Source organism: Cognatishimia sp. SS12, from assembly GCF_028369055.1.
GTDB lineage: Bacteria > Pseudomonadota > Alphaproteobacteria > Rhodobacterales > Rhodobacteraceae > Cognatishimia.
Genome location: NZ_JAQNCZ010000002.1, coordinates 44791 through 65283, shown reverse-complemented (window position 1 = coordinate 65283; position 20493 = coordinate 44791). Strand labels below are relative to the sequence as shown.

Sequence of the window (20493 nt, the reverse complement as noted above, 5' to 3'; positions counted from 1 at the left end):
GCGATAGAACGCTCATGACATTTACCATCGGAGCGAATTGATGCCTGCACCCAAGCCTGTTGTCCTTTGTATTCTTGATGGATGGGGTCTGAGTGATCGCCGCGAGGGCAATGCGCCGCTTTTGGCGGACACCCCTGTGTTTGACGCGATGATGGCCGAGTGCCCCACAGCGACGCTGATCACCCATGGCCCGGATGTGGGTTTGCCACGCGGGCAGATGGGCAATTCTGAGGTGGGCCATACAAATATTGGCGCTGGGCGCGTGGTGGCGATGGATCTTGGGCAAATTGACCTCGCCATTGAAGAGGGCTCGTTTTTCCAGAACGCCGAAATTCTGGCCTTTGCAGACAAGTTGAAAACCTCGGGCGGCACGGCGCATCTCATGGGGGTGATCTCGGACGGTGGGGTGCATGGCCATATCACCCATGTGCTGGCCGCCGCCAAGGCGCTGACCGATCAGGGCGTGCCTGTTGTGCTGCACGCCATCACGGATGGGCGCGATGTCGCCCCTAAATCGGCGCTGGGGTATTTTGACACGCTGCTTGCCAACCTGCCCGAAGGCGCGCGGGTCGGGACCGTGACCGGGCGCTATTTCGCCATGGACCGGGACAACCGCTGGGAGCGGGTCAGCAAGGCCTATGAGGCCATGATCAAAGGCGAAGGCCTGGAAGCGCAGGATGCCAAGGCCGCGTTGGAGGCAGCCTATGGCCGGGATGAGCTGGATGAATTTGTTCAGGCCACGGTCATTGACGGCTATGCCGGGGCGCAAGATGGTGATGGGGTTTTCTGCCTCAATTTCCGTGCGGACCGCGCCCGGGAAATTCTGGCCGCTATGGCGCAGCCAGACTTTGATGGCTTTGACACTGGCGCGCGTCCCGATCTGACCATGCTGGGCATGGTGGATTATTCGGACAGCCACAAAACCTACATGACCTCGGCCTATCCCAAGAAAGAGATCGTGAACACGCTGGGCGAATGGGTTGCCAAACAGGGCAAAAGTCAATTTCGCCTGGCGGAGACCGAGAAATACCCACATGTGACCTTCTTCCTCAACGGTGGCGAAGAGACCCCCAGCGAAGGCGAAGATCGCTATATGCCGAAATCGCCCAAAGTGGCCACCTATGATCTGCAACCTGAGATGTCGGCTGGTGAAGTCACCGAGAAATTCGTCGCTGCGATTGAACATGGTTATGATCTGATCGTCACCAATTACGCCAACCCGGATATGGTCGGCCACACTGGCGATCTAGAGGCGGCCAAGGCGGCCTGCGCCGCAGTGGACACGGGGCTTGGCGCGGTGCGCGCGGCATTGGAAAAGGCGGGCGGCACCATGATTGTCACTGCCGACCACGGCAATTGCGAGGTGATGATTGACCCTGAAACCGGCGGCGCGCATACGGCGCATACCACCAATCTGGTGCCGGTCATTCTGGTCAATGGCCCGGAAGGGGCGCGGTTGCGCGATGGCGGGCGACTGGCCGATCTCGCGCCCAGCCTGCTGGCGCTGATGGATCTGCCACAGCCCGAGGAAATGACCGGCGAAAGCCTGATTGAGCAATGAAATTTGCCGCAGCTCTGCTGTCCCTGTTGATTGGGTTTGGCACCGCCGAGGCGCAGAGCACTGCGGCTGATACGGCGCGGGCTGCGGCGGCGCATTTGGAGCAGGCGGCCCTATCGCTTGAGCAGGCCGAAAGCGCACGCAATCGCGTGAAGGCATTGACCGAAACCGTGCAAGCCTATGAGACGGGCCTTGCCGCGATGCGCGAAGGCCTGCGCCGGGCGGCCATCCGCGAGCGCCAGCTTGATCAGCAACTCAAGGCTCAGGAAACGGAAATCGCGCGCCTCTTGGGTGTCCTGCAATCCATGGGCGGCAATCAAAGCCCTGCGGTTCTTTTGCACCCCGATGGGGCCGAAGGGACCGCGCGGGCGGGAATGATCTTGGCGGATATCGCGCCGGCGCTTGACGCCGAAGCTGCCAAGCTGCGTGAGGCCTTGCAAGAGGTTCAAATTCTGGCAGAGCTGCAAAAGAGCGCGGCAGAAACCCTGCAAAACGGGCTCGCAGGTGCGCAATCCGCGCGGCTCATGCTGTCGCAGGCGATTGCAGAGCGGACGAATTTGCCGAAACGTTTTATTGAAGATCCGGTGCAAACCGCGTTGCTGATCGCGGCGACCGAAACCCTCGAAGGGTTTGCAAGCGGACTGACCGAAATGGCGCCGGAACCGGAAGGGATTGCGCCCCTGCCGGATATTTCCCACCGCAAGGGCAAGTTGCCCCTGCCGGTGCAGGCCGAGATTCTGCGCCGCGCCGGAGAGGCCGACGCCGCCGGTTTGCGGCGACCGGGGCTGGTTCTGGCGACACGGCCCAACGCGCTGGTGGCAGCCCCCGCGGCAGCAACGATTCGTTATCGTGGCCCCTTGCTGGATTATGGCAACGTCATGGTGCTAGAACCGCAGCCGGGCCTCTTGTTTGTTTTGGCCGGGCTAGAGACGGTTTACGGAGACGTGGGTGAAGTGGTCCCAAGTGGCACCCCGGTCGGTTTGATGGGCGGAAAAGATCCAGAAATCAGTGCCATTCTTTCACAGTCCGGTGAAGGGTCTGGTCAGGACCGCACGGAAACGCTCTATATAGAAGTCAGACAAGGCAAGATTCCGGTAGACCCGGAAGATTGGTTCCAGACCAACAAGGATGGATGAGCATGAGAAGATTTGTTGTGGCCGCGCTGGGCGGCACTTTGGCCGGGATATTGGCCACCACCCAGATCGCCGGGCCGCTGATTGCGCAGGAAGCCGACCGCAAGGCTAGCGTTTACGAACAGCTTGACCTGTTCGGCGATATCTTTGAACGGATTCGCGCGCAATACGTGGAAGAGGTCGACGAAAGCGAGCTGATCGAGGCGGCCATCAACGGCATGCTGACGTCGCTTGATCCGCACTCCAGCTACCTTGCGCCTGATGACGCGGCGCAGATGCGGCTGCAGACTCGCGGCGAATTTGGCGGTCTGGGCATCGAAGTCACGCAGGAAGAAGGCTTTGTCAAAGTCGTCTCGCCGATTGATGGCACCCCGGCCTCCGAGGCGGGGGTCGAAGCCGGGGATTTCATCACCCATGTAGATGGCGAAAGCGTCTTGGGGCTGACCCTGGATGAGGCGGTCGAGATGATGCGCGGTCCGGTCGGATCTGAAATCATCATCACCATCGCGCGCGAAGGCGAGGCCGAGCCATTTGATGTGTCGATCATCCGCGACACCATCAAACTGACCGCCGTGCGCGCGCGCACCGAAGGCGACACTTTGGTGATGCGTGTCACCACCTTTAACGATCAGACCTATCCGAACCTGCGCGACGGGATCGAAAAAGAGATCGAAGCCGCAGGCGGGCTTGAGAATCTCAACGGGCTTGTGCTTGATTTGCGCAACAACCCGGGCGGTTTGCTGACCCAGGCGATCCGCGTGTCTGATGCTTTCCTTGAAAAAGGTGAAATCGTTTCAACCCGTGGTCGCGAAGCCGCTGATGGCGAACGGTACAATGCCACCCCAGGTGATCTGATTGACGGCAAACCTATCGTGGTTCTGATCAACGGCGGCTCAGCCTCGGCATCCGAGATTGTGGCTGGCGCGCTGAAAGATCACCGCCGGGCGATTGTGGTTGGCACCAAGAGCTTTGGCAAAGGCTCGGTTCAGACGGTGATGCCGCTGCGCGGGGATGGCGCGATGCGCCTGACCACCGCGCGGTACTACACGCCGTCCGGTCGATCTATTCAGGCGCTGGGTGTTTCGCCCGACATCGTTGTGGCGCAGCCACGCCGTGAAACGGAGCCACAGGAAGAGCAAGACGCCCGCCGCTCGCGCTCCGAAGCAGATCTGCGGGGCAGCCTGAATAACGATAGCCTGAGCGAAGATGAAATCCGCCAGATCGAAGAGGACCGCGCCCGCGCCGATGCCGCCGCGAAACTGCGCGAGGATGATTATCAGCTGGCCTATGCCATTGATATCCTGAAGGGTTTGACCGCCCTGCAGCCATAATTATTTGCCGGCGCGCGGCTTATTGCTGCGCGCCGGCATTTCTTTTGTGACGGAAGACCCATGTCCCCTGACGAAATTGCCAAACTGCCCTATCGCCGCAATGTCGGCGTCATGCTTGTGAACCAAGAGGGCGCGGCTTTTGTCGGTCAGCGCCTGGACAGCGAAGTGCCTGCCTGGCAGATGCCGCAAGGGGGCATTGATGCTGGGGAAACCCCAGCCGAGGCCGCGCTGCGCGAGCTGGAAGAAGAAACCGGCGTCACGCCTGATCTGGTGACGCAGATCGCGGAAACTGACGGGTGGATCGCCTATGATTTGCCCCATGACATCGTGCCGCGTATCTGGAAAGGCCGCTATAAGGGGCAGGAACAGAAATGGTTCTTGTACCGGTTTCATGGGTCTGACGAGCACGTGAATATCGAGGTCGATCATCCAGAGTTTTCTGAATGGCGCTGGCTGCCGGTAAGCGAGCTTGTCGACAATATCGTGCCCTTTAAGCGCACAGTTTACGCACAGGTTGTTGCCGCATTCTTACCGCATCTTTAACTGCGGCAAACGCGCCCTATCTCAATTGGGAATCCCGTGGACAGCCGTCCGGTGGGCATGTAAGCAAGTGCGACTATGGCTAATAAACCCAAATCTGACCCGAATTACAAAGTGATCGCCGAAAACCGGCGCGCACGGTTTGATTATGCCATCGAAGATGACATCGAATGCGGTGTGGTGCTGACCGGGTCAGAGGTAAAATCGCTGCGCGAAAACTCGGCCAATGTCGCCGAAAGCTATGCAGAGGTCAAAGACGGCGAACTGTGGCTCGTGAACAGCTATATCGCGCCCTATGAACGCGCGATGTTCAGCCATATGGAGCGCCGTCGCCGCAAGCTTTTGGTCAGCAAACGGGAACTTGCGCGCCTGTGGAATGAAACCCAGCGCAAAGGCATGACCATCGTGCCCATGGTGCTGTATTTCAATCACAAGGGATTCGTGAAACTCAAGGTTGGTATCGCGAAGGGTAAGAAGCTGCATGACAAGCGCGCCACAGAAGCCAAGCGCGATTGGGGGCGGCAGAAACAGCGGCTGCTGCGCCACGGCGAATAAGGCGCGCTGTGCGGGCGGACAAAAATAAACCCCATGCTATCAGTTGATAGCATGGGGGTACTCATAACTCCCTGGCACTCGTATTCCGAATCTCGAATCGAACTGTCTTAACCCTATCATACCTAAATGAACGAAGTTTTGGGACTTTTGTGTTCACATTTGTGACATCAGTGGGACAAGTGTTTCACTTGGCGCGACTTCTGGAGCGGACTTTCACCTCTGGCGGCGGCAGGCGGACGCGCCCGTGTATGGCGTTTCAAATCGCGCAGCGGAAAGAATGTTGCGCCGTTCTTGACGTCTGGCGCGGAATCCGCAGCGCTCCTCTTGCCACTGATCGCATCGGGTAGTAGGCAAGGTACGTTTTTACCGCGGGGCGATAACGATGCAGGACGATCCCAAAACGCTGGTTTCAACCGATTGGCTGGCCAACCATTTGAAAGACCCGGATCTGCGGATTCTGGATGCATCCATGCCCCCGATCGGCAGCACCGGTGTAGACGTCCGCGCCGAATACGAAGCGGGGCACATCGAGGGCGCGCGTTTCTTTGACATTGATGATGTCTCTGATCATCGCTCTGACCTTCCGCATATGGTGCCCCCGGTCGAAAAATTCATGTCGCGCGTGCGCCAAATGGGTGTGGGTGATGGCCATCAGATCGTGGTTTATGACAGTCAGGGGCTGTTTTCTGCGGCGCGTGTTTGGTGGCTTTTCAAACTCATGGGGCAGGACAATATTGCCGTATTGGATGGTGGGCTGCCCAAATGGCGAGCCGAGGGGCACCCGGTGGTGACAACACCGCCGGTGATCCGCGACCGCCATATGTTCGTGCAACGCCGCGATGACATGGTCAAGGACGTGACCGAAGTGTCCCATGCCTCTAAGCTGCGCGATTATGCGATCATTGATGCGCGCGGTGCGGACCGCTTCAAAGGTGCCGTGCCCGAGCCGCGCGAAGGCATCCGCGCCGGGCATATCCCGAATTCGCGCAATGTGCCGTATACCGATTTGCTCAACGACGACAAAACCATGAAAGACCCCGAAACCCTGCGGGCTATCTTTGAGGAAGCGGGCGTCGATCTGAGCAAACCCGCGATCACAACATGCGGATCCGGCGTGACCGCCGCGATCCTTTGTCTTGCCATGGAGCGTTTCGGCAAAACCGATCATGCGCTTTATGACGGCTCATGGACAGAATGGGGGGCTTTCCCAACTGTCCCAATTGCAACCGGAGAAGCCTAATGCTGAGCAACCTAAAAGCCCAACCTGCTGACAAGATCCTCGCCTTGATGGCGAAGTTCAAAGAAGATCCGCGCCCCATCAAGGTGGATCTAGGCGTTGGCGTTTACAAAAACGCCGAGGGTGTCACCCCGGTCATGCGCGCAGTGAAAGAGGCTGAGCGTCGTTTGGTCGAAGAACAGACCTCCAAAAGCTATGTGGCGCTTGCGGGTGATCCTGCGTTCTCTGACGCGATGATCGACCTGATTTTGGGCGATACCGTCGCGCGTGATCGCATTGCTGCGGTGGCCACTCCGGGCGGGACCGGCGCGGTGCGGCAGGCGTTTGAACTGGTGAAAATGGCCAACCCGGATGCGCGGGTTTACGTGTCCAATCCAACCTGGCCCAACCACCTTTCGATCCTGAAATATGTTGGCATCGAAACCGTTGCCTACCGCTATTTTGATACAGAGACCCGCGCCGTCGATTTCGAAGGCATGCTGGCGGACCTTGGCGAAGCGCGCGAAGGCGATGTGGTGCTGCTGCATGGCTGCTGCCACAACCCAACCGGCGCGAACCTGAACCTCACCCAATGGCAGGCGGTTGTTGATCTGATCAACGAAAAGGGTCTGATTGCGATGATCGATATCGCCTATCAGGGCTTTGGGGACGGTCTGGAAGAAGATGCCGCCGCCACGCGCCTTGTGGCGTCTTCGGTCAAGGAATGTCTGATCGCAGGCAGCTGCTCCAAGAACTTTGGTGTTTACCGCGAACGTACCGGCATCCTGATGGCGATTTCGACAGAGGCTGAAGGCACAGCTGTGGTGCAGCAGAACCTGAACTTCCTCAACCGCCAGAACTATTCTTTCCCGCCCGATCATGGCGCGCGGGTGGTGACGACGATCCTGACGGATCCAGAGCTGCGTGCTGATTGGGCCGCTGAACTGGAAGAGATTCGCCTGGGCATGCTGGCATTGCGTCAGCAACTCGCGGATGAGCTGCAAAAACTGTCCGGCTCCGACCGCTTTGGCTTCATTGCCGAGCATCGCGGTATGTTCAGCCAGATTGGCACCACGCCAGACAAGGTCGAGCAGCTGCGTGTCGACAATGGCATCTATATGGTTGGCGACAGCCGCATGAATATTGCCGGTCTGAACAAAGACACGGTGCCGCTGCTGGCCAAGGCGATTGTCGACGCCGGCATCTGATCTGCAGAAAAATCTGATCTGATAAAAGGGGCCCCGCGGGGCCCCTTTTCTTTTGCTTGCACGTGAGGAGTGCGCAAAAGAAAAAGCCCGGAGCAGACGCCCCGGGCTTTCTCAATTCACTGTCCGAAGGTCTTAGCCTTTGGAGAACTCTGGGTAAGCTTCCATACCCAGCTCCGCCATATCCAGACCGTTGATTTCGTCTTCCTCGGTTACGCGGATACCCATGGTGGCTTTCAGGATGAACCAGACCACACCGGAGGTCACGATGGTGAAGAGACCAACCACAACGATGGAGTAAAGCTGCGTGCCCAGAGACGCATCACCGTTGGTGAAGACAACCGCGATTGTGCCCCAGATACCGGCGACCAGGTGCACAGGGATTGCGCCCACAACGTCGTCGATTTTCAGCTTGTCCAGCATTGGAACCGCGAAGACCACGATTACACCGCCAACAGCACCGATCAAGGTCGCGCCGCCCAGGGTTGGTGTCAGAGGCTCAGCAGTGATCGAGACGAGGCCCGCCAGTGCACCGTTGAGAACCATGGTCAGGTCAGGCTTTTTGTACATGAACTGTGTCAGCAGCAGCGCCGCGATTGCACCACCAGCAGCCGCTGTGTTGGTGTTGGCAAAGATGCGCGATACGTCTGCAACGTCGCCGACTGTGCCCATCGCCAGCTGAGAGCCGCCGTTGAAGCCGAACCAACCGAGCCACAGGATGAATGTACCCAGGGTCGCCAGTGTCAGGTTGGAACCTGGCATTGGGATGGTTTTGCCGTCTTTGTACTTGCCGATACGTGGGCCAAGGATGATGGCACCGGTCAGAGCGGCCCAGCCACCTACAGAGTGCACAACAGTCGACCCTGCGAAGTCCAGGAAGCCCGCTTCGTCAAGGAAACCACCGCCCCATTTCCAGGAAGCCTGAAGTGGGTAGATGATGGCTGTCAGAACGATCGTGAAGATCAGGAATGGCCACAGTTTGATACGCTCAGCCAAAGTACCGGACACGATGGACGCGGTGGTGGCACAGAACATCAGCTGGAAGAAGAAGTCAGAGCCGGTGGAGGCATAACCGTAGTCATCCGCGCCGTCACGGCCTACGCCAACGTCTTCCAGAACACCTGGGCCCCAGACGCCAGACAGAACGCCGTCAACCGACCATGTGCCCAGCGGGTACATCAGGTTGTAGCCGATCAGATAGTAAAAGATCGCGGCAAGAGAGAAGAGCGCGATGTTTTTGGTCAGCTGCATGGTCACGTTTTTACCGCGCACCAGGCCCGCTTCGAGCATGGCGAAACCAGCCGCCATCCAGAAGACCAGGAAGCCGCCGACCAGGAACAGCAGCGAGTTAAGAATAAAGATGGAGTCACTGGATGCGTCGACGCCGGGGGTGGCGTCCTGCGCGAGCGCCAGCGAAGGCAGTGCGACCAGAGCGCTGGCCAGCCCGATTTTGCTTGCGAGTTTCATTGATAGAAGTCCCTTTCCCTGGCGCGCTTTATAGCGCGTCCTCGTTGGTTTCGCCGGTCCGCACACGCACAGCCTGCGCCACGTCCAGAACAAAGATTTTGCCGTCGCCGATCTTGCCGGTACGGGCGGTGTTGCTGATGGTTTCGACAACCTGGTCAACCATGGAGGCAGCGACAACGAGCTCCAGTTTGACCTTGGGCACGAAATTCACGGTGTATTCCGCGCCACGATAGATTTCGGTATGGCCCGACTGAGCACCGAAACCCTTGATTTCTGTTACCATGAGACCACGTACACCGATGTCAGTCAGCGCCTCGCGGACCTCCTCCAGCTTGAATGGTTTGATCGTTGCAATAATCAGTTTCACACTGATCCCCTTTCCACTGGCTGTTAGCCTTTTGCGCAAAGCTTGCGCTTGCCGTCGCAGAAAACCGCCTATGCGCCGCAAACCGAAGCAAAACGCTGCAAAATTGCTCAGCATATGCGCAATAAACGCACATTTTTTGCACAAAACATGATTGTCGATTAAAATATAGGCAGTTTTAGAAGGGTTTCTCCCTGTCAGATCCGCTCTACATTTGCCAATAGGTTGGTTAAACTGCGCCCAACAACAGACGTGAGCAGGCCGAAAGATGAGCGATTCCAAACGACGTAAACCACCTTTGGTGGCCGAAAAGCGCTATGGCAAAAGCCGCACCACCACCAAGAAAGCTGCTCCGAAAAAGCCCAAGTCCGGGGCCAACAAACGTCGGCGCGGGGCGGCGCGCCGCAAATCCGCGCCCAAGCGCACGGGGATCCTTGGGTTCTTTCGCAATCTGATTGGCTGGGTGCTGCATCTGATTTGGTCGCTTGTCTGGCGCAGCGCGGCGATTGTGATGCTGATCATCGGCGCGGCAGTTGGCTATGTGTATCTTCAGCTGCCGGATGTCACGGCTTTGCTGGATGGTCGGGCGCAGGGGTCGGTGACGCTTCTGGATCGCAACAACGAAGTGTTTGCCTGGCGTGGCGATCAGTTTGGCGGGGTTGTGCGGGCCTCCACCGTGTCGCCGCATCTGAAAAACGCCGTCATCGCCACAGAAGACAAACGCTTCCACCAGCATATCGGCGTCAGCCCACGCGGCATCGCCTCTGCCGTGCGCATCAACTTGCGCGAAGGACGCGGCCCCCTGTCTGGCCACGGCGGCTCCACCATTACCCAACAGACCGCAAAACTGCTTTGCCTTGGTGTTGAGTACGACAAATCCGTTTGGAAAAACGAGGCAGCGTATGTCGCCGATTGCCGCCGCACCTCGATGGCACGCAAGATCAAAGAGGCGATTTATTCGCTGGCGATGGAGGCGAAATATTCCAAGAACGACATTCTGTCGATCTATCTCAACCGCGCTTATATGGGCGGGGGGGCTTATGGGGCCGAAGCCGCAGCACAGATTTATTTTGGCAAAGAGGCGGTGCAGCTGAACCCGGCAGAAAGCGCGATGATCGCGGGGCTTTTGACCGCGCCAACACGGCTCGCGCCCACCAATGACATTGAACGTTCGCAGGCGCGCGCGGCAACGGTCTTGCGCCTGATGAACGAGCAGGGGTTTCTGGATGATGCGGAAACCAAGCGCTGGCAGAACAATCCAGCCGAGCTTTCGCAGGTGGCGCAGGCCAAGGCGGGCGGGTATTTTGCCGATTGGGTGATGAGCACGGGACCGGAGTTCTTTACCAAGAACACCACCGAAGACGTGGTGATCTCCACCACGCTTGATCGCCGGATTCAAAAAGCGGCCGAAGAGGGGCTGCGCTGGGTATTTGACAATAAGGTGCGCGAAGGCTCCAAAGCGGAAGCGGCGATTGTGGTGATGTCCGCCGATGGCGCCGTGCGCGCCATGGTGGGGGGGCGCAAGACCAAAGTGTCGGGTGCCTTCAATCGCGCGGTGCAGGCCAAACGCCAGACAGGCTCGGCTTTCAAACCCTTTGTCTACGCAACCGCGCTTGATCTGGGCTATTCCCATGTCGATACGGTGCTGGATGAACCTTATTGTCTGAATATCCCCGGCTCCGGCCAATGGTGCCCGCGCAATTACACCAACAAGCATTATGGCCAGGTGTCCCTAGAATGGGCGCTGCAGAATTCTCTGAACGTGCCAGCGGTGAAAATCTCCGAGGCGGTCGGGCGCGACAACGTACGCAAAGTGGCGGAAGATTTCGGCATCGTCAGCGATCTGGCCAACGGTCCGGCGCTGGCGCTGGGCGCCTCCGAGGCCTCGCTGCTGGAAATGACGGGTGCCTACGCCGGTATTCTGAACGGTGGCTCTTCGGTGACGCCCTATGGTCTGGTGGAACTGCGCTTGCAGGGCGATACCGAGCCGATGATGGGCTCGGGCGGCGGCATTGGTGAGCGGGTGATCAGCGACGACGCCGCGCGCGAGCTGATCTATATGATGGAAAAAGTTGTCTCGCAGGGCACCGGGTCGCGCGCCAAGATCGCGGGCTGGGAAATTGCGGGTAAGACCGGCACCACAAGCGCCGCCAAAGACGCCTGGTTCATTGGGTTCACCGCAGATTATGTCGTCGGCGTCTGGATGGGCTATGACGATAACACCCCGCTGACGGGCGTCACAGGCGGTGGCCTGCCCGCCGAAATCTGGCACGAAGCCATGGTGCGCATTACCGACGGGATGTCGCCGCGTCCGCTGCCTGCCTTTACGCCGAAACGCAAACCAGCGCCGCCGCAGGCCACGACGCCGCGGCGCAACAACCGCGAGAATGTGCTGGAGCAATTGCTGAAAGGCCTGCTGGGCGTGAATTGACGGCGCTAGTTGCCAAGCACAACCGCTTCGACTCGGCGGTTGGCGGTGCGGCCCGCGTCAGTCAGATTGGACGCCACGGGTGCCAGATAGCCGACGCCCTGCGCTTCGAGTTGCGAGAGGGCGACGCCGTGATTGGTGACCAGGTGGTCACGGACTGCGGTGGCTCGTTTTTCCGAAAGGGCGATATTGTTTTCCAGGGCCCCGACATTGTCGGTGTGCCCCACCAGCGCGATGCGCAGATTTGGGTGATCTGCCAGATAGGCCGCGAGCGCATTCAGCGAGGCAAAATCGCGATCCTCAAGCACCGCTGATCCGGTTTCAAAGGCCAGATCATGCAGGATCGCATGTCCGCCCACGTCCAGCGCCTTGGCGACGTCACCGGGGATGGCGGGGTTTGCGACACTGGCCGGTGGCAGGGTCGGGGCAGCAGTGTCCTTAGCCAGCGACAGCGCAAGGCTCTCAGCGCCCGGCTGCACCGCGATCAGCTGGATCAGCCCGGCGCGATCGGTGCGACTGACCAAAACGCTGAGTGCTTCTTTGCCGGCCTCCGTGTCGCGCCGCGCAGAAAAGAAACGATAGTCGATCAGATCAACAAACATCTCTGGCGCAGGTAGCACCTCGGTTGCAAACCGAAAATCGAACCCGCCGCAGCTGCTTGCGTCGCAATCCAAGAGCACATCAAAGCCCGCCGCCAGGGCCTGGCGCCGCAACGGTTCGATCAATTGTTCGGTCGCAATACGCTGCCCATCAAGCTGCCAGATCTGGCGCGAAACATAGCCGGTCATCGGCAGGCTGGGCAGATGCCCGTCAGCGAACCGACCCGTGGGCACATCATAGCTGCCCTGTTCGGTCACTTTATCAACCGTCAGAAAACTGCCCGCTGGCATTGAAATTTCCAATGCGCCCAGCGTGCCGGGAAAGAGGAAGACTGCGACAAGGCCAAAAATTCGGATCATCGGAACTGTGCGTGGTACTCAGGGTTGGGTTGCATCATCGTGGCGCTGGCCACACGGTTGGACATGTTGAAAAAGCCTGCAACATTGGCAATGTCCCAAATATCGCGATCCGTAAAGCCCACGTCACGCAATTTTTGTCGGTCCTGGTCCTCGATCGTGGCGCTTGCGGTTGTCATCAAGGCGGCAAAGTCCAGCATGGCGCGCTGCTTTTGGCTCAGGTCGGCCACGCGATAATTCATCACCAGTTGTTCGCCCAATGCCGGGTTGCCCGATAGCTGCCGCACCGCCGCACCATGGGCCACAAGGCAGTAAACGCATTTGTTGATTGCGCTGACGACCACTGCAATCATCTCGCGTTCAAGTTTGCTTAGGCCGCTCTCGGCCAGCATCAGGTTGTTGTAGATGCCGGTGAAGGCATTCAGCTTTTCGATGTCAAACGCATAGGCCTTGAGCACGTTTGGAATAAGACCGAGCTTTTCTGCGCAAAGGTCAAAATAGGCCTGAGTTTCTTCGGGCAGCGGCGAGACGATGGGCAGATCAAGTGCGGTTGGTGTGGCGGTGGCGGTCATGTGGGTCCTCTGGCAGGCTACGATAGTGATACGATCCGATCACATCCATGCCGAGAGACGAATACAAGCCATTCGCTGCGTCATTTGCCTCGGTGCAAATGACGCAGAGCGTTTCGGCCCCATTGGCCAAGGCCCAGAAAGCTGCACGCCTGACGGCCCAGCGGCCCAGCCCCTTGCCGCGATATTCCGGCAAAATTTCCAAAGCATGCAGCATGGCGATATTCTGGTGCCGCGCGACAAACCCGGTGCCCGCCGGGCTGTCCTGCCACCGGCTGATGAGACCAGTCTTTGGAAAGGGCGCGCGGCGCATGATTTCGATCCGATCAGGGCCGATGCCGCCCCGCGACCAGATGTCTTCCATGATTTTCAAAGGCTCCCATGCCGGGATGGCAACGGTGCGCGGCGGCAGTTCGGTAGCAAGGGCGCGGGCGGGGGCTGCGTAGATCACGCTTGGATCAGCGCGCAGGTATCCGGCCTGTTCCAGCCGCATGTCCAAGGCGCGCTGATCGTTGCGCACTTGAAACAGCGGGGTTTGACCAAGGGCGCGCATTGCCTTGGCCGCCCGGCCAAGATCAACGTCGGACTGAGGGCCCGCGAGTGTCGCCGCAGACACACGTTTTCCGCCGCCTTGCCCATCGCGTAGGGTGCAGCCGCCGCAGTCAAACTGCGCGGCGGCAGGCCAGGTGGCGTCCAGGGCAGCAAAAACCGCGTCAAGGGGGGCGCTGCTCATGAAAAAAGATTGGTCAGCTTCAGGACCGCGGCGTCGACCGCCGCTGCATCAGCGCAGCGCACGACGATATTGGACCCATAGGCCCCGTTTTCCTGAAACGGATAGGAGCCGATGGATACCTCTGGGAAGGCCCGCGCCAACTCTGCGAGAGGGCCGGCGATATCGCCTTCGCCCCGATCAACACGCACAGATTGCGAATAGAGCGCCGCGCCGCCTGATACGGTCGCCAGAACGCTGGCCACCATGGCCTGAAACACCGAGGGGACGCCGGCCATGACATGGACATTCTGCAAGGTGAACCCCGGTGCAATCGAGACAGGGTTGTCAATCAGCGTCGCGCCATCGGGAATGCGCGCCATTCTGAGGCGCGCGGCGTTCAATTCTTTGCCCGTCTGGTCGTAATGCGCCTGCAATAGCGCCCGTGCATCATCGCGCACGTCGATTGGCGTCGCAAAGGCCGCGGCGATACAGTCTGCGGTTATGTCATCATGCGTCGGCCCGATGCCACCGGATGTGAACAGGTGATCCACCGCAGAGGACAAGGCGCGCACCGCTGAGACAATGGCCGGGGCTTCATCGCGCACAACGCGGATCTCAAGCAAATCAATCCCGCGTTTGGCAAGCTCTTGCGCCAGATAATGCGCATTGGCATCCCGGGTGCGACCGGACAATATTTCGTCTCCGATGACGAGCATGGCGGCTGTGGGGTTGGGCATCGCTGGTCTCCGGTGGTTTGGCCGCAAGATACCCTGACGGCGCGGCGGGGCAAGTTATTTTGCGCCTGTCAGATCGGCCGTCGCAGCGTCAAACAGCGTGTGATCATCCATCGCACGCGCCAGGATCACCGCGCCCTCCAGAATGGCGATCAACTGCGCAGCGGCGGCCTTTGATCGCTCGCTCGTTTGGCCCTGACTGGCATAGACGGCCCGCAGCCAGACAAAATTGCGCGCAAAAAAATCGCGCGTTGTTTTTGCGACGGGTCTTGGCAACCCTTCGATTTCAGCGCCGAACATGCCGCACAGGCACATCAGACCGTCGTTCTTCAGCGCATTTGAAAAGGCCTCGATATATCGACGGATCATGACATCTGGCGCCGCGTCAGTGGGCGAGCCAAGCGCCGCAAGAAAACGATCAGTGTAACGCGCGGCCAAAGCTTCGCCGAGTGCTTCCTTGGTGGGAAAGTGATAATGCACTGAGGCAGATTTGATCCCGATTTCGGCGGCGATATCGCGAAAGGAAAACGCATTATACCCGCCCTGGCGCGCGGCGCGTTCGGCGATATCAAGGATTTTCTCGGCGGTGTCGCTGGATGGCATGGGATGTCCTTTGTTTACCTATGCCTAGATAGGCATTTTTTCGGCCCGGGCAAATACCCAATGCGGCTCTTTGCATTTTCGATGTGCTGGGTTAGCCAGACTTATGGTTTTTGCACAGCCCTTGATCCCCGCCACGTTGCTGCGTCGCTACAAACGTTTTCTCGCTGATGTCCGCCTTGAGGATGGTCGCGAGGTCACGGCGCATTGTGCCAATCCAGGCTCGATGCTGGGGTTGAAAGACCCCGGGATGCGCATTTGGCTCGAGCCAAACGATGACCCGCGCAAAAAGCTCAAATATGGGTGGCGTTTGGTGGAACATGCGGATGGGCATTTTACGGGCGTGGACACCTCTGTGCCAAACCGGGCGCTCAAGGCGGCCTTGCAAGCTGGCGAAATTGCCGAGCTCGCCGACTATGCGACGGTGCGGCCCGAGGTAAAATATGGACAGAACAGCCGCATTGATTTTCTGCTGCAGCGTACGGGCGCGCCCGATCTCTATCTGGAGGTCAAATGCGTCACACTGTTGCGCGCGCCGGGTTTGGGCGAGTTTCCCGATAGTGTGACCGCGCGCGGGGCCAAACATCTGGCAGAACTGACAGAGGTTGCCCAAAGCGGGCAGCGCGCCATGATGTTCTATCTGGTGCAGCGAACGGATGTGGCGCAGGTCACGCTGGCCGAGGATATCGATCCGACCTATGCGGCTGCATTTGACCGCGCGATTGCGGCGGGGGTTGAGGTGTTGGCCTATGATTGCCGGATTTCACCGCAAGAGATTCTGATCGGCAAGCGCGTGCCATTTGAACGCAGCCCCTCTGGTTCTTTGCGGTAAGGTCGCCTAAATAGGTCAAAACGTATGACAGGACTCGGAGACGCTCTATGATTGGCAGGGCCGGCAAAACCCGCGACGGGATCACGATCCACCAAGAGGTGGATTATGCAGGCATGCACAAGGCCGGCGCGCTGACAGCACGCATTCTGGACGAGATTGCCGAACATGTTTTCCCCGGTCAGACCACCGGCGAAATCGATCGTATTATCACCGATAAGGTGAACGAAGCGGGCGCGACCTCGGCGACCATCGGTTACAAAGGCTATCAGCACGCGAGCTGCATTTCGGTCAACCACGTGGTCTGCCATGGCATCCCCGGCGACAAAAAGCTGAAGGATGGTGACATTCTGAATATCGATGTGACCACCATCGTTGATGGGTGGTACGGCGATTCCAGCCGCATGTATGTGGCTGGGAAGCTGTCGCGCAAATGCGAGCGGCTGATTCAGGTGACACATGATGCGCTCATGAAAGGGATTGAGGCGGTGAAGCCGGGCAATACCTTTGGCGATATCGGACATGCGATCCAGTCCTATGCTGAAGGAAACCGCATGAGCGTGGTGCGTGATTTTTGCGGGCACGGGCTAGGCCGGGTGTTCCACTCGCCCCCTAATGTGCTGCATTACGGTCGCCCTGGCACCGGTCCGGTTCTGGAAGAAGGGATGTTTTTTACCATTGAACCGATGGTGAATCTTGGCCGCCCGGAAACCAAAGTGCTGGCGGACGACTGGACAGCGGTCACACGCGACAAGTCACTGTCTGCGCAGTTTGAGCATTCGGTGGGCGTGACATCAGGCGGGGTTGAGATTTTTACACTCTCCCCAGCCGGCAAGTTTCATCCGACCTACGCCTGATCCTTTCAGGGGCCGGATTCAAAGGGCGCGCAGGTCGCGCCCTTTTGTGTGTCAGTCATAGTCGATGGCAAAACGATAAAGATGCCAGGTGGCATGGCCCAGAAGCGGCAAGACCAGAACCAAACCTAAAAAGACCGGCACCGACGCCAGCGCCAATAAGGCCGCCACGATGGCTCCCCAGCCTAGCATGATCACGGGGTTCGTTTTGAACACCTTGGCCGAGGTGATGACCGCTTGCGGCAGGCCCACAGGGCGATCAATCAGCATCGGAAAGCTGATGGCCGCCACGATGAGGACCACCACCGCAAAACCGGCCCCAACCGCCATGCCAAGGACAATCATCGCCCAGCCTGCCGATGTGGTGAACACGCTACTAACAAACGCTGCGGTGCTTTGCGGCATCGCAGGGCCGAGTGTCACGCTGTAAATCGCAAAAGCGGCAGCCATCCACAGCATGAACCAGAAGAGCAGGAAGAGTCCCAGCATCATCACCGGGCCCACGACGCGCATGCGCAGCGCGTCAAAGGCAGCCCCCCAATTGGCCCGGCCGGTACCTTCGTTTTGTCGACTGATTTCATACATGCCAATGGACGCCACCGGACCAAGCAGCGCGAACCCGGCGGCCAGCGGGAAGAGCATTGGCAAGAGCGCTTGCTCAAACGCCAGGTAGACCAGCGCGATCCCTATGACCGGGTACACCAGACATAGCGCAAGCACATCGCTGCGAAATTGCATGACATCCCGCCAGCCCAGCCGCAGCGCGGTTTTGACGTGGTGCCAGCTGAGGACCTGTATGTTTGGCTGCGCCCCAACAGTGCCGCCCAGATGCGTTGCAACGTCGCTCGCCGAGCGCGAGGCGCTGCCAAGGGTTTTTGCCCCCCAGGACAGTGGATTGCCGATCGTGTCTACCATGTTCTCCTCCTTGTCATGGACAAGCAGGCCATTGTGACGAGGTGTCCGCTGAGACAGCGATGCTTTTTGTGCGTGTCCGCTCACAACCCGACGGCCCGCGATCTGCGCTAAGTGTAGCACATGACAGCAGATTTGTGATCACGATGGCGCGACAGCGCTGTTAGCGGTGCATTTCCAGAAAAGTCACGTGGGTATCGCCATATTTGCGCTGATCCAAAAGCGCGAAACCCTCGGGCGCAAGTTGCGGTGCGTTCTCTTCAAAAACAATCAGAGCCTCGGGCGCGAGCCAGCCCCCCGCACGCAGCACGGCAAGCGCCGCTTGCCCCAACCCTTTGCCATAGGGCGGGTCAAGAAACACCAAATCAAACGGCGCACCATCGCGCACAGGCAACCGTCTGGCATCGCGCGCAATCAGGGTGGTCTGCGCCTGACTGCGGGTGATTTTGATGTTCTGGCGCAGAAGGCTCTGGGATTTGCGGCCATCATCGACAAATGTGACGCTGGCGGCACCGCGCGACAGCGCCTCAAGACCCAAGGCACCGGTGCCCGCAAAAAGATCGAGCACATGCGCATCCGAAATCGGGTCGCCAAATTTGCCGCCCATAAGCACGTTAAACAGGCTTTCGCGCACGCGGTCCGTCGTGGGGCGCAAATGCGCGCCTGCATCGCCTTTGCCGAGCGATGCCAGGGCAACCCCGCGATATGTACCTGCGATGATCCTCATGCTTTGAGCAGCGCTTTCAGGTCCGTGTTCGGATCCGAAAGGACGGTCGGATCGGGCGATTTCCCCGCTTCGATCAGGCGTTTGCCGATCATGTAATCGCGCGGGGCGTTCATGGCATCGACCGCCAAGAGCTGCGGGCCTGCGTAATACCAGAAAGAGGCGCTGCCCGCGCCGGGTCGGCTGATGACGTGATCATACCCCGAATTAAGCCCCGCGATTTGCAGTTTGACGTCATATTGATCGGACCAGAACCATGGTTTGGCGACATAGGATTTTTGGTGGCCCATGATGTTGGCCGCGACACATTCTGCCTGATCAATCGCATTTGGTACGCTTTCGAGGCGAATGCGCTGCCCCCGGTAAGGGAAAGAGGCGCAATCGCCCGCGGCCCAGATGTTGGCGATACTTGTTGCACCGTATTCATCGGTGGCAATGCCATTGTTGAGCGCGCAGCCAGCGGCTTCGGCCAACGCGGTATTGGGGGCAATCCCGACGCCCACAATGACAAAATCAACCTCAAGTTTTTGGCCGTCACTCAATTCTGCGGCGGTGACATGTGCGGGGCCCGTCAGCCGCGCAAGTCCGGTGTTTTCCAAGATCGTCACCCCATGCGCTTGGTGCAATGCGCGGAAATAGTCTGAGGTTTCTTTGGCCGCCACACGCTGCAGGATACGCGGTGCCATTTCAACCAATGTGACCTCCAGCCCTTTTTGCGCGGCCACCGCCGCCGCTTCGAGGCCAATGTAACCGCCGCCCACAATCAGCGCGTGTTTTCCGGCCTGAAATTGCGGTGCCATCGCATCGGCATCCGCTAGGTCACGGACGGTATAAACGCCCTCCAGATCGCCACCGATGGCGGCGGGCAAGGCGCGCGGCGTTGATCCGGTGGTCAGCACAAGGTGATCATAGTTCAGCGTATCATCCCCCACCCTCAGAACCTGCTGCCCGGCGTCGATGTCCGTCACGGTCTGGCCAAGGCGCAGATCGATATTCTGTTCGTCATAAAAAGAGCGCGGCCTGAGATAGAGCCGGTCCAACGCCATATCGCCCAGCAAATAGGCCTTGGACAGCGGCGGGCGCTGATAAGGCAGCGCGGTTTCGGCACCGATCAATGTGATCTGCCCGTCAAACCCGTCGTTGCGCAGCTTTGCAACGCAGGATGCCCCGGCCTGCCCGGCCCCCACCACGATGACATGCGTCATGACTTACCCTATGTTTTTCCTTGCCGCTTTGATCGCAGACCCTATATCCGAGGTCTAGGTAACGCAAACAGGAGATGCCAAGTGACCATTACTATCGGGGGTAAATTGCCAGACGCCACCCTCTCACGCCTTGGGGCAAATGGCCCGGAAAGCGTGGCACTCTCAAGCCTGACCGCAGGTCGCAAGGTGGTGCTATTTGGTCTGCCAGGGGCCTTTACAGGTACCTGCTCGACCGCGCATGTGCCCAGCTTTATTCGCAATATGGATGCGCTGAAGGCCAAAGGCGTGGACGAAGTCATCTGCCTGTCGGTCAATGATCCGTTTGTTGTGGCCGCCTGGGAAAAGCAAACCGGCGCAAACGACGCGGGCATTGTGTCGTTGGCGGATGTCAAAAGCGAGTTCACCAAAGCCGCAGGCATGAATTTTTCGGCCCCTGACATTGGCTTTCACGATCGTTCAAAACGCTATGCGTTGGTGGCCGAAGACGGTGTGGTCAAAGCCATTGAAGCCGAAGAAACCCCCGGCACCTGCGACATTTCTTCGGGCGACTCGATGGTTGCCGCGCTCTAACGGGCCCAGAGAAACGACTTTAGACTAACGG

21 protein-coding genes are annotated in these 20493 nt (G+C 59.0%); 11 read left to right on the top strand and 10 right to left on the bottom strand.

The window, feature by feature from the left end; all coding sequences use genetic code 11:
• Positions 1-40 precede the first annotated feature (40 nt).
• From gpmI to N6L24_RS04870, 7 genes are all read left to right on the top strand, one after another.
• On the top strand, positions 41-1561 hold the full coding sequence (gpmI, locus tag N6L24_RS04900) for a 2,3-bisphosphoglycerate-independent phosphoglycerate mutase (protein ID WP_271843543.1): 1521 nt from the start codon (positions 41-43) through the stop codon (positions 1559-1561).
• Positions 1558-2694: a murein hydrolase activator EnvC family protein gene (locus N6L24_RS04895; RefSeq protein ID WP_271843542.1), complete on the top strand. Its 1137-nt coding sequence runs from the start codon at positions 1558-1560 to the stop codon at positions 2692-2694. The genes gpmI and N6L24_RS04895 overlap by 4 nt, the downstream gene beginning before the upstream one ends.
• A gap of 2 nt (positions 2695-2696) precedes the next feature.
• On the top strand, positions 2697-4022 hold the full coding sequence (locus N6L24_RS04890; protein WP_271843541.1) for a S41 family peptidase: 1326 nt from the start codon (positions 2697-2699) through the stop codon (positions 4020-4022).
• 60 nt (positions 4023-4082) lie between these two features.
• Positions 4083-4565: an RNA pyrophosphohydrolase gene (locus tag N6L24_RS04885; protein WP_271843540.1), complete on the top strand. Its 483-nt coding sequence runs from the start codon at positions 4083-4085 to the stop codon at positions 4563-4565.
• Positions 4566-4640: 75 nt separating this feature from the next.
• Positions 4641-5117: an SsrA-binding protein SmpB gene (gene smpB / locus N6L24_RS04880; RefSeq protein WP_271843539.1), complete on the top strand. Its 477-nt coding sequence runs from the start codon at positions 4641-4643 to the stop codon at positions 5115-5117.
• 382 nt (positions 5118-5499) lie between these two features.
• Positions 5500-6357, top strand: a complete 858-nt coding sequence (gene sseA / locus N6L24_RS04875) for a 3-mercaptopyruvate sulfurtransferase (RefSeq protein WP_271843538.1) — start codon at positions 5500-5502, stop codon at positions 6355-6357.
• Positions 6357-7541 (top strand): amino acid aminotransferase, encoded by a 1185-nt coding sequence (locus N6L24_RS04870; RefSeq protein ID WP_271843537.1) that lies wholly within the window; start codon positions 6357-6359, stop codon positions 7539-7541. The genes sseA and N6L24_RS04870 overlap by 1 nt, the downstream gene beginning before the upstream one ends.
• A 132-nt stretch (positions 7542-7673) precedes the next feature.
• Here N6L24_RS04870 and N6L24_RS04865 read toward each other — a convergent pair whose 3' ends face one another.
• The gene (locus N6L24_RS04865) at positions 7674-9005 is read right to left on the bottom strand and encodes an ammonium transporter (RefSeq protein ID WP_271843536.1); all 1332 of its coding nucleotides are present in this window, start codon (positions 9003-9005) and stop codon (positions 7674-7676) included.
• A gap of 28 nt (positions 9006-9033) precedes the next feature.
• Positions 9034-9372, bottom strand: coding sequence for a P-II family nitrogen regulator (locus N6L24_RS04860; protein WP_271843535.1), 339 nt, complete (start codon positions 9370-9372; stop codon positions 9034-9036).
• A gap of 265 nt (positions 9373-9637) precedes the next feature.
• On the opposite strand from N6L24_RS04860, the gene N6L24_RS04855 reads away from it, so the two are divergent.
• Positions 9638-11800: a transglycosylase domain-containing protein gene (locus N6L24_RS04855; protein ID WP_271843534.1), complete on the top strand. Its 2163-nt coding sequence runs from the start codon at positions 9638-9640 to the stop codon at positions 11798-11800.
• Positions 11801-11805: 5 nt separating this feature from the next.
• Here the strand turns inward: N6L24_RS04855 and N6L24_RS04850 are convergent, their stop codons facing one another.
• Genes N6L24_RS04850 through N6L24_RS04830 form a run of 5 tightly spaced genes read right to left on the bottom strand, consistent with a single transcriptional unit; the run spans position 11806 to position 15371 of the window.
• A complete protein-coding gene (locus N6L24_RS04850; RefSeq protein WP_271843533.1) occupies positions 11806-12756 on the bottom strand; it encodes an OmpA family protein in 951 nt (316 codons plus the stop codon).
• Positions 12753-13325 carry a peroxidase-related enzyme gene (locus N6L24_RS04845; protein WP_271843532.1) on the bottom strand — a complete coding sequence of 191 codons (573 nt, stop codon included), beginning with the start codon at positions 13323-13325 and terminating at the stop codon, positions 12753-12755. Before N6L24_RS04845 ends, N6L24_RS04850 begins: the two co-directional genes overlap by 4 nt.
• Positions 13294-14055, bottom strand: a complete 762-nt coding sequence (locus N6L24_RS04840) for a GNAT family N-acetyltransferase (protein WP_271843531.1) — start codon at positions 14053-14055, stop codon at positions 13294-13296. Before N6L24_RS04840 ends, N6L24_RS04845 begins: the two co-directional genes overlap by 32 nt.
• On the bottom strand, positions 14052-14771 hold the full coding sequence (locus tag N6L24_RS04835; protein ID WP_271843530.1) for a competence/damage-inducible protein A: 720 nt from the start codon (positions 14769-14771) through the stop codon (positions 14052-14054). The genes N6L24_RS04840 and N6L24_RS04835 overlap by 4 nt, the downstream gene beginning before the upstream one ends.
• Positions 14772-14825: 54 nt before the next feature.
• Positions 14826-15371, bottom strand: coding sequence for a TetR/AcrR family transcriptional regulator (locus N6L24_RS04830; RefSeq protein ID WP_271843529.1), 546 nt, complete (start codon positions 15369-15371; stop codon positions 14826-14828).
• Between the two features lie 103 nt (positions 15372-15474).
• Between N6L24_RS04830 and sfsA the strand changes: the two genes are divergently transcribed.
• Positions 15475-16200 (top strand): DNA/RNA nuclease SfsA, encoded by a 726-nt coding sequence (gene sfsA / locus N6L24_RS04825; RefSeq protein WP_271843528.1) that lies wholly within the window; start codon positions 15475-15477, stop codon positions 16198-16200.
• 47 nt (positions 16201-16247) lie between these two features.
• Entirely contained in the window at positions 16248-17054 is an 807-nt protein-coding gene (map, locus tag N6L24_RS04820; protein WP_271843527.1) for a type I methionyl aminopeptidase, read from the top strand.
• 51 nt (positions 17055-17105) lie between these two features.
• Here map and N6L24_RS04815 read toward each other — a convergent pair whose 3' ends face one another.
• From N6L24_RS04815 to N6L24_RS04805, 3 genes are all read right to left on the bottom strand, one after another.
• Complete coding sequence (locus N6L24_RS04815; RefSeq protein ID WP_271843526.1) at positions 17106-17966, bottom strand: DUF2189 domain-containing protein; 861 nt, start codon at positions 17964-17966, stop codon at positions 17106-17108.
• Between the two features lie 160 nt (positions 17967-18126).
• Positions 18127-18690 carry a 16S rRNA (guanine(966)-N(2))-methyltransferase RsmD gene (gene rsmD, locus N6L24_RS04810; protein ID WP_271843525.1) on the bottom strand — a complete coding sequence of 188 codons (564 nt, stop codon included), beginning with the start codon at positions 18688-18690 and terminating at the stop codon, positions 18127-18129.
• Entirely contained in the window at positions 18687-19892 is a 1206-nt protein-coding gene (locus N6L24_RS04805) for an NAD(P)/FAD-dependent oxidoreductase (protein WP_271843524.1), read from the bottom strand. Before N6L24_RS04805 ends, rsmD begins: the two co-directional genes overlap by 4 nt.
• A gap of 81 nt (positions 19893-19973) precedes the next feature.
• On the opposite strand from N6L24_RS04805, the gene N6L24_RS04800 reads away from it, so the two are divergent.
• Positions 19974-20462: a peroxiredoxin gene (locus tag N6L24_RS04800; RefSeq protein WP_271843523.1), complete on the top strand. Its 489-nt coding sequence runs from the start codon at positions 19974-19976 to the stop codon at positions 20460-20462.
• Positions 20463-20493 lie beyond the last annotated feature (31 nt).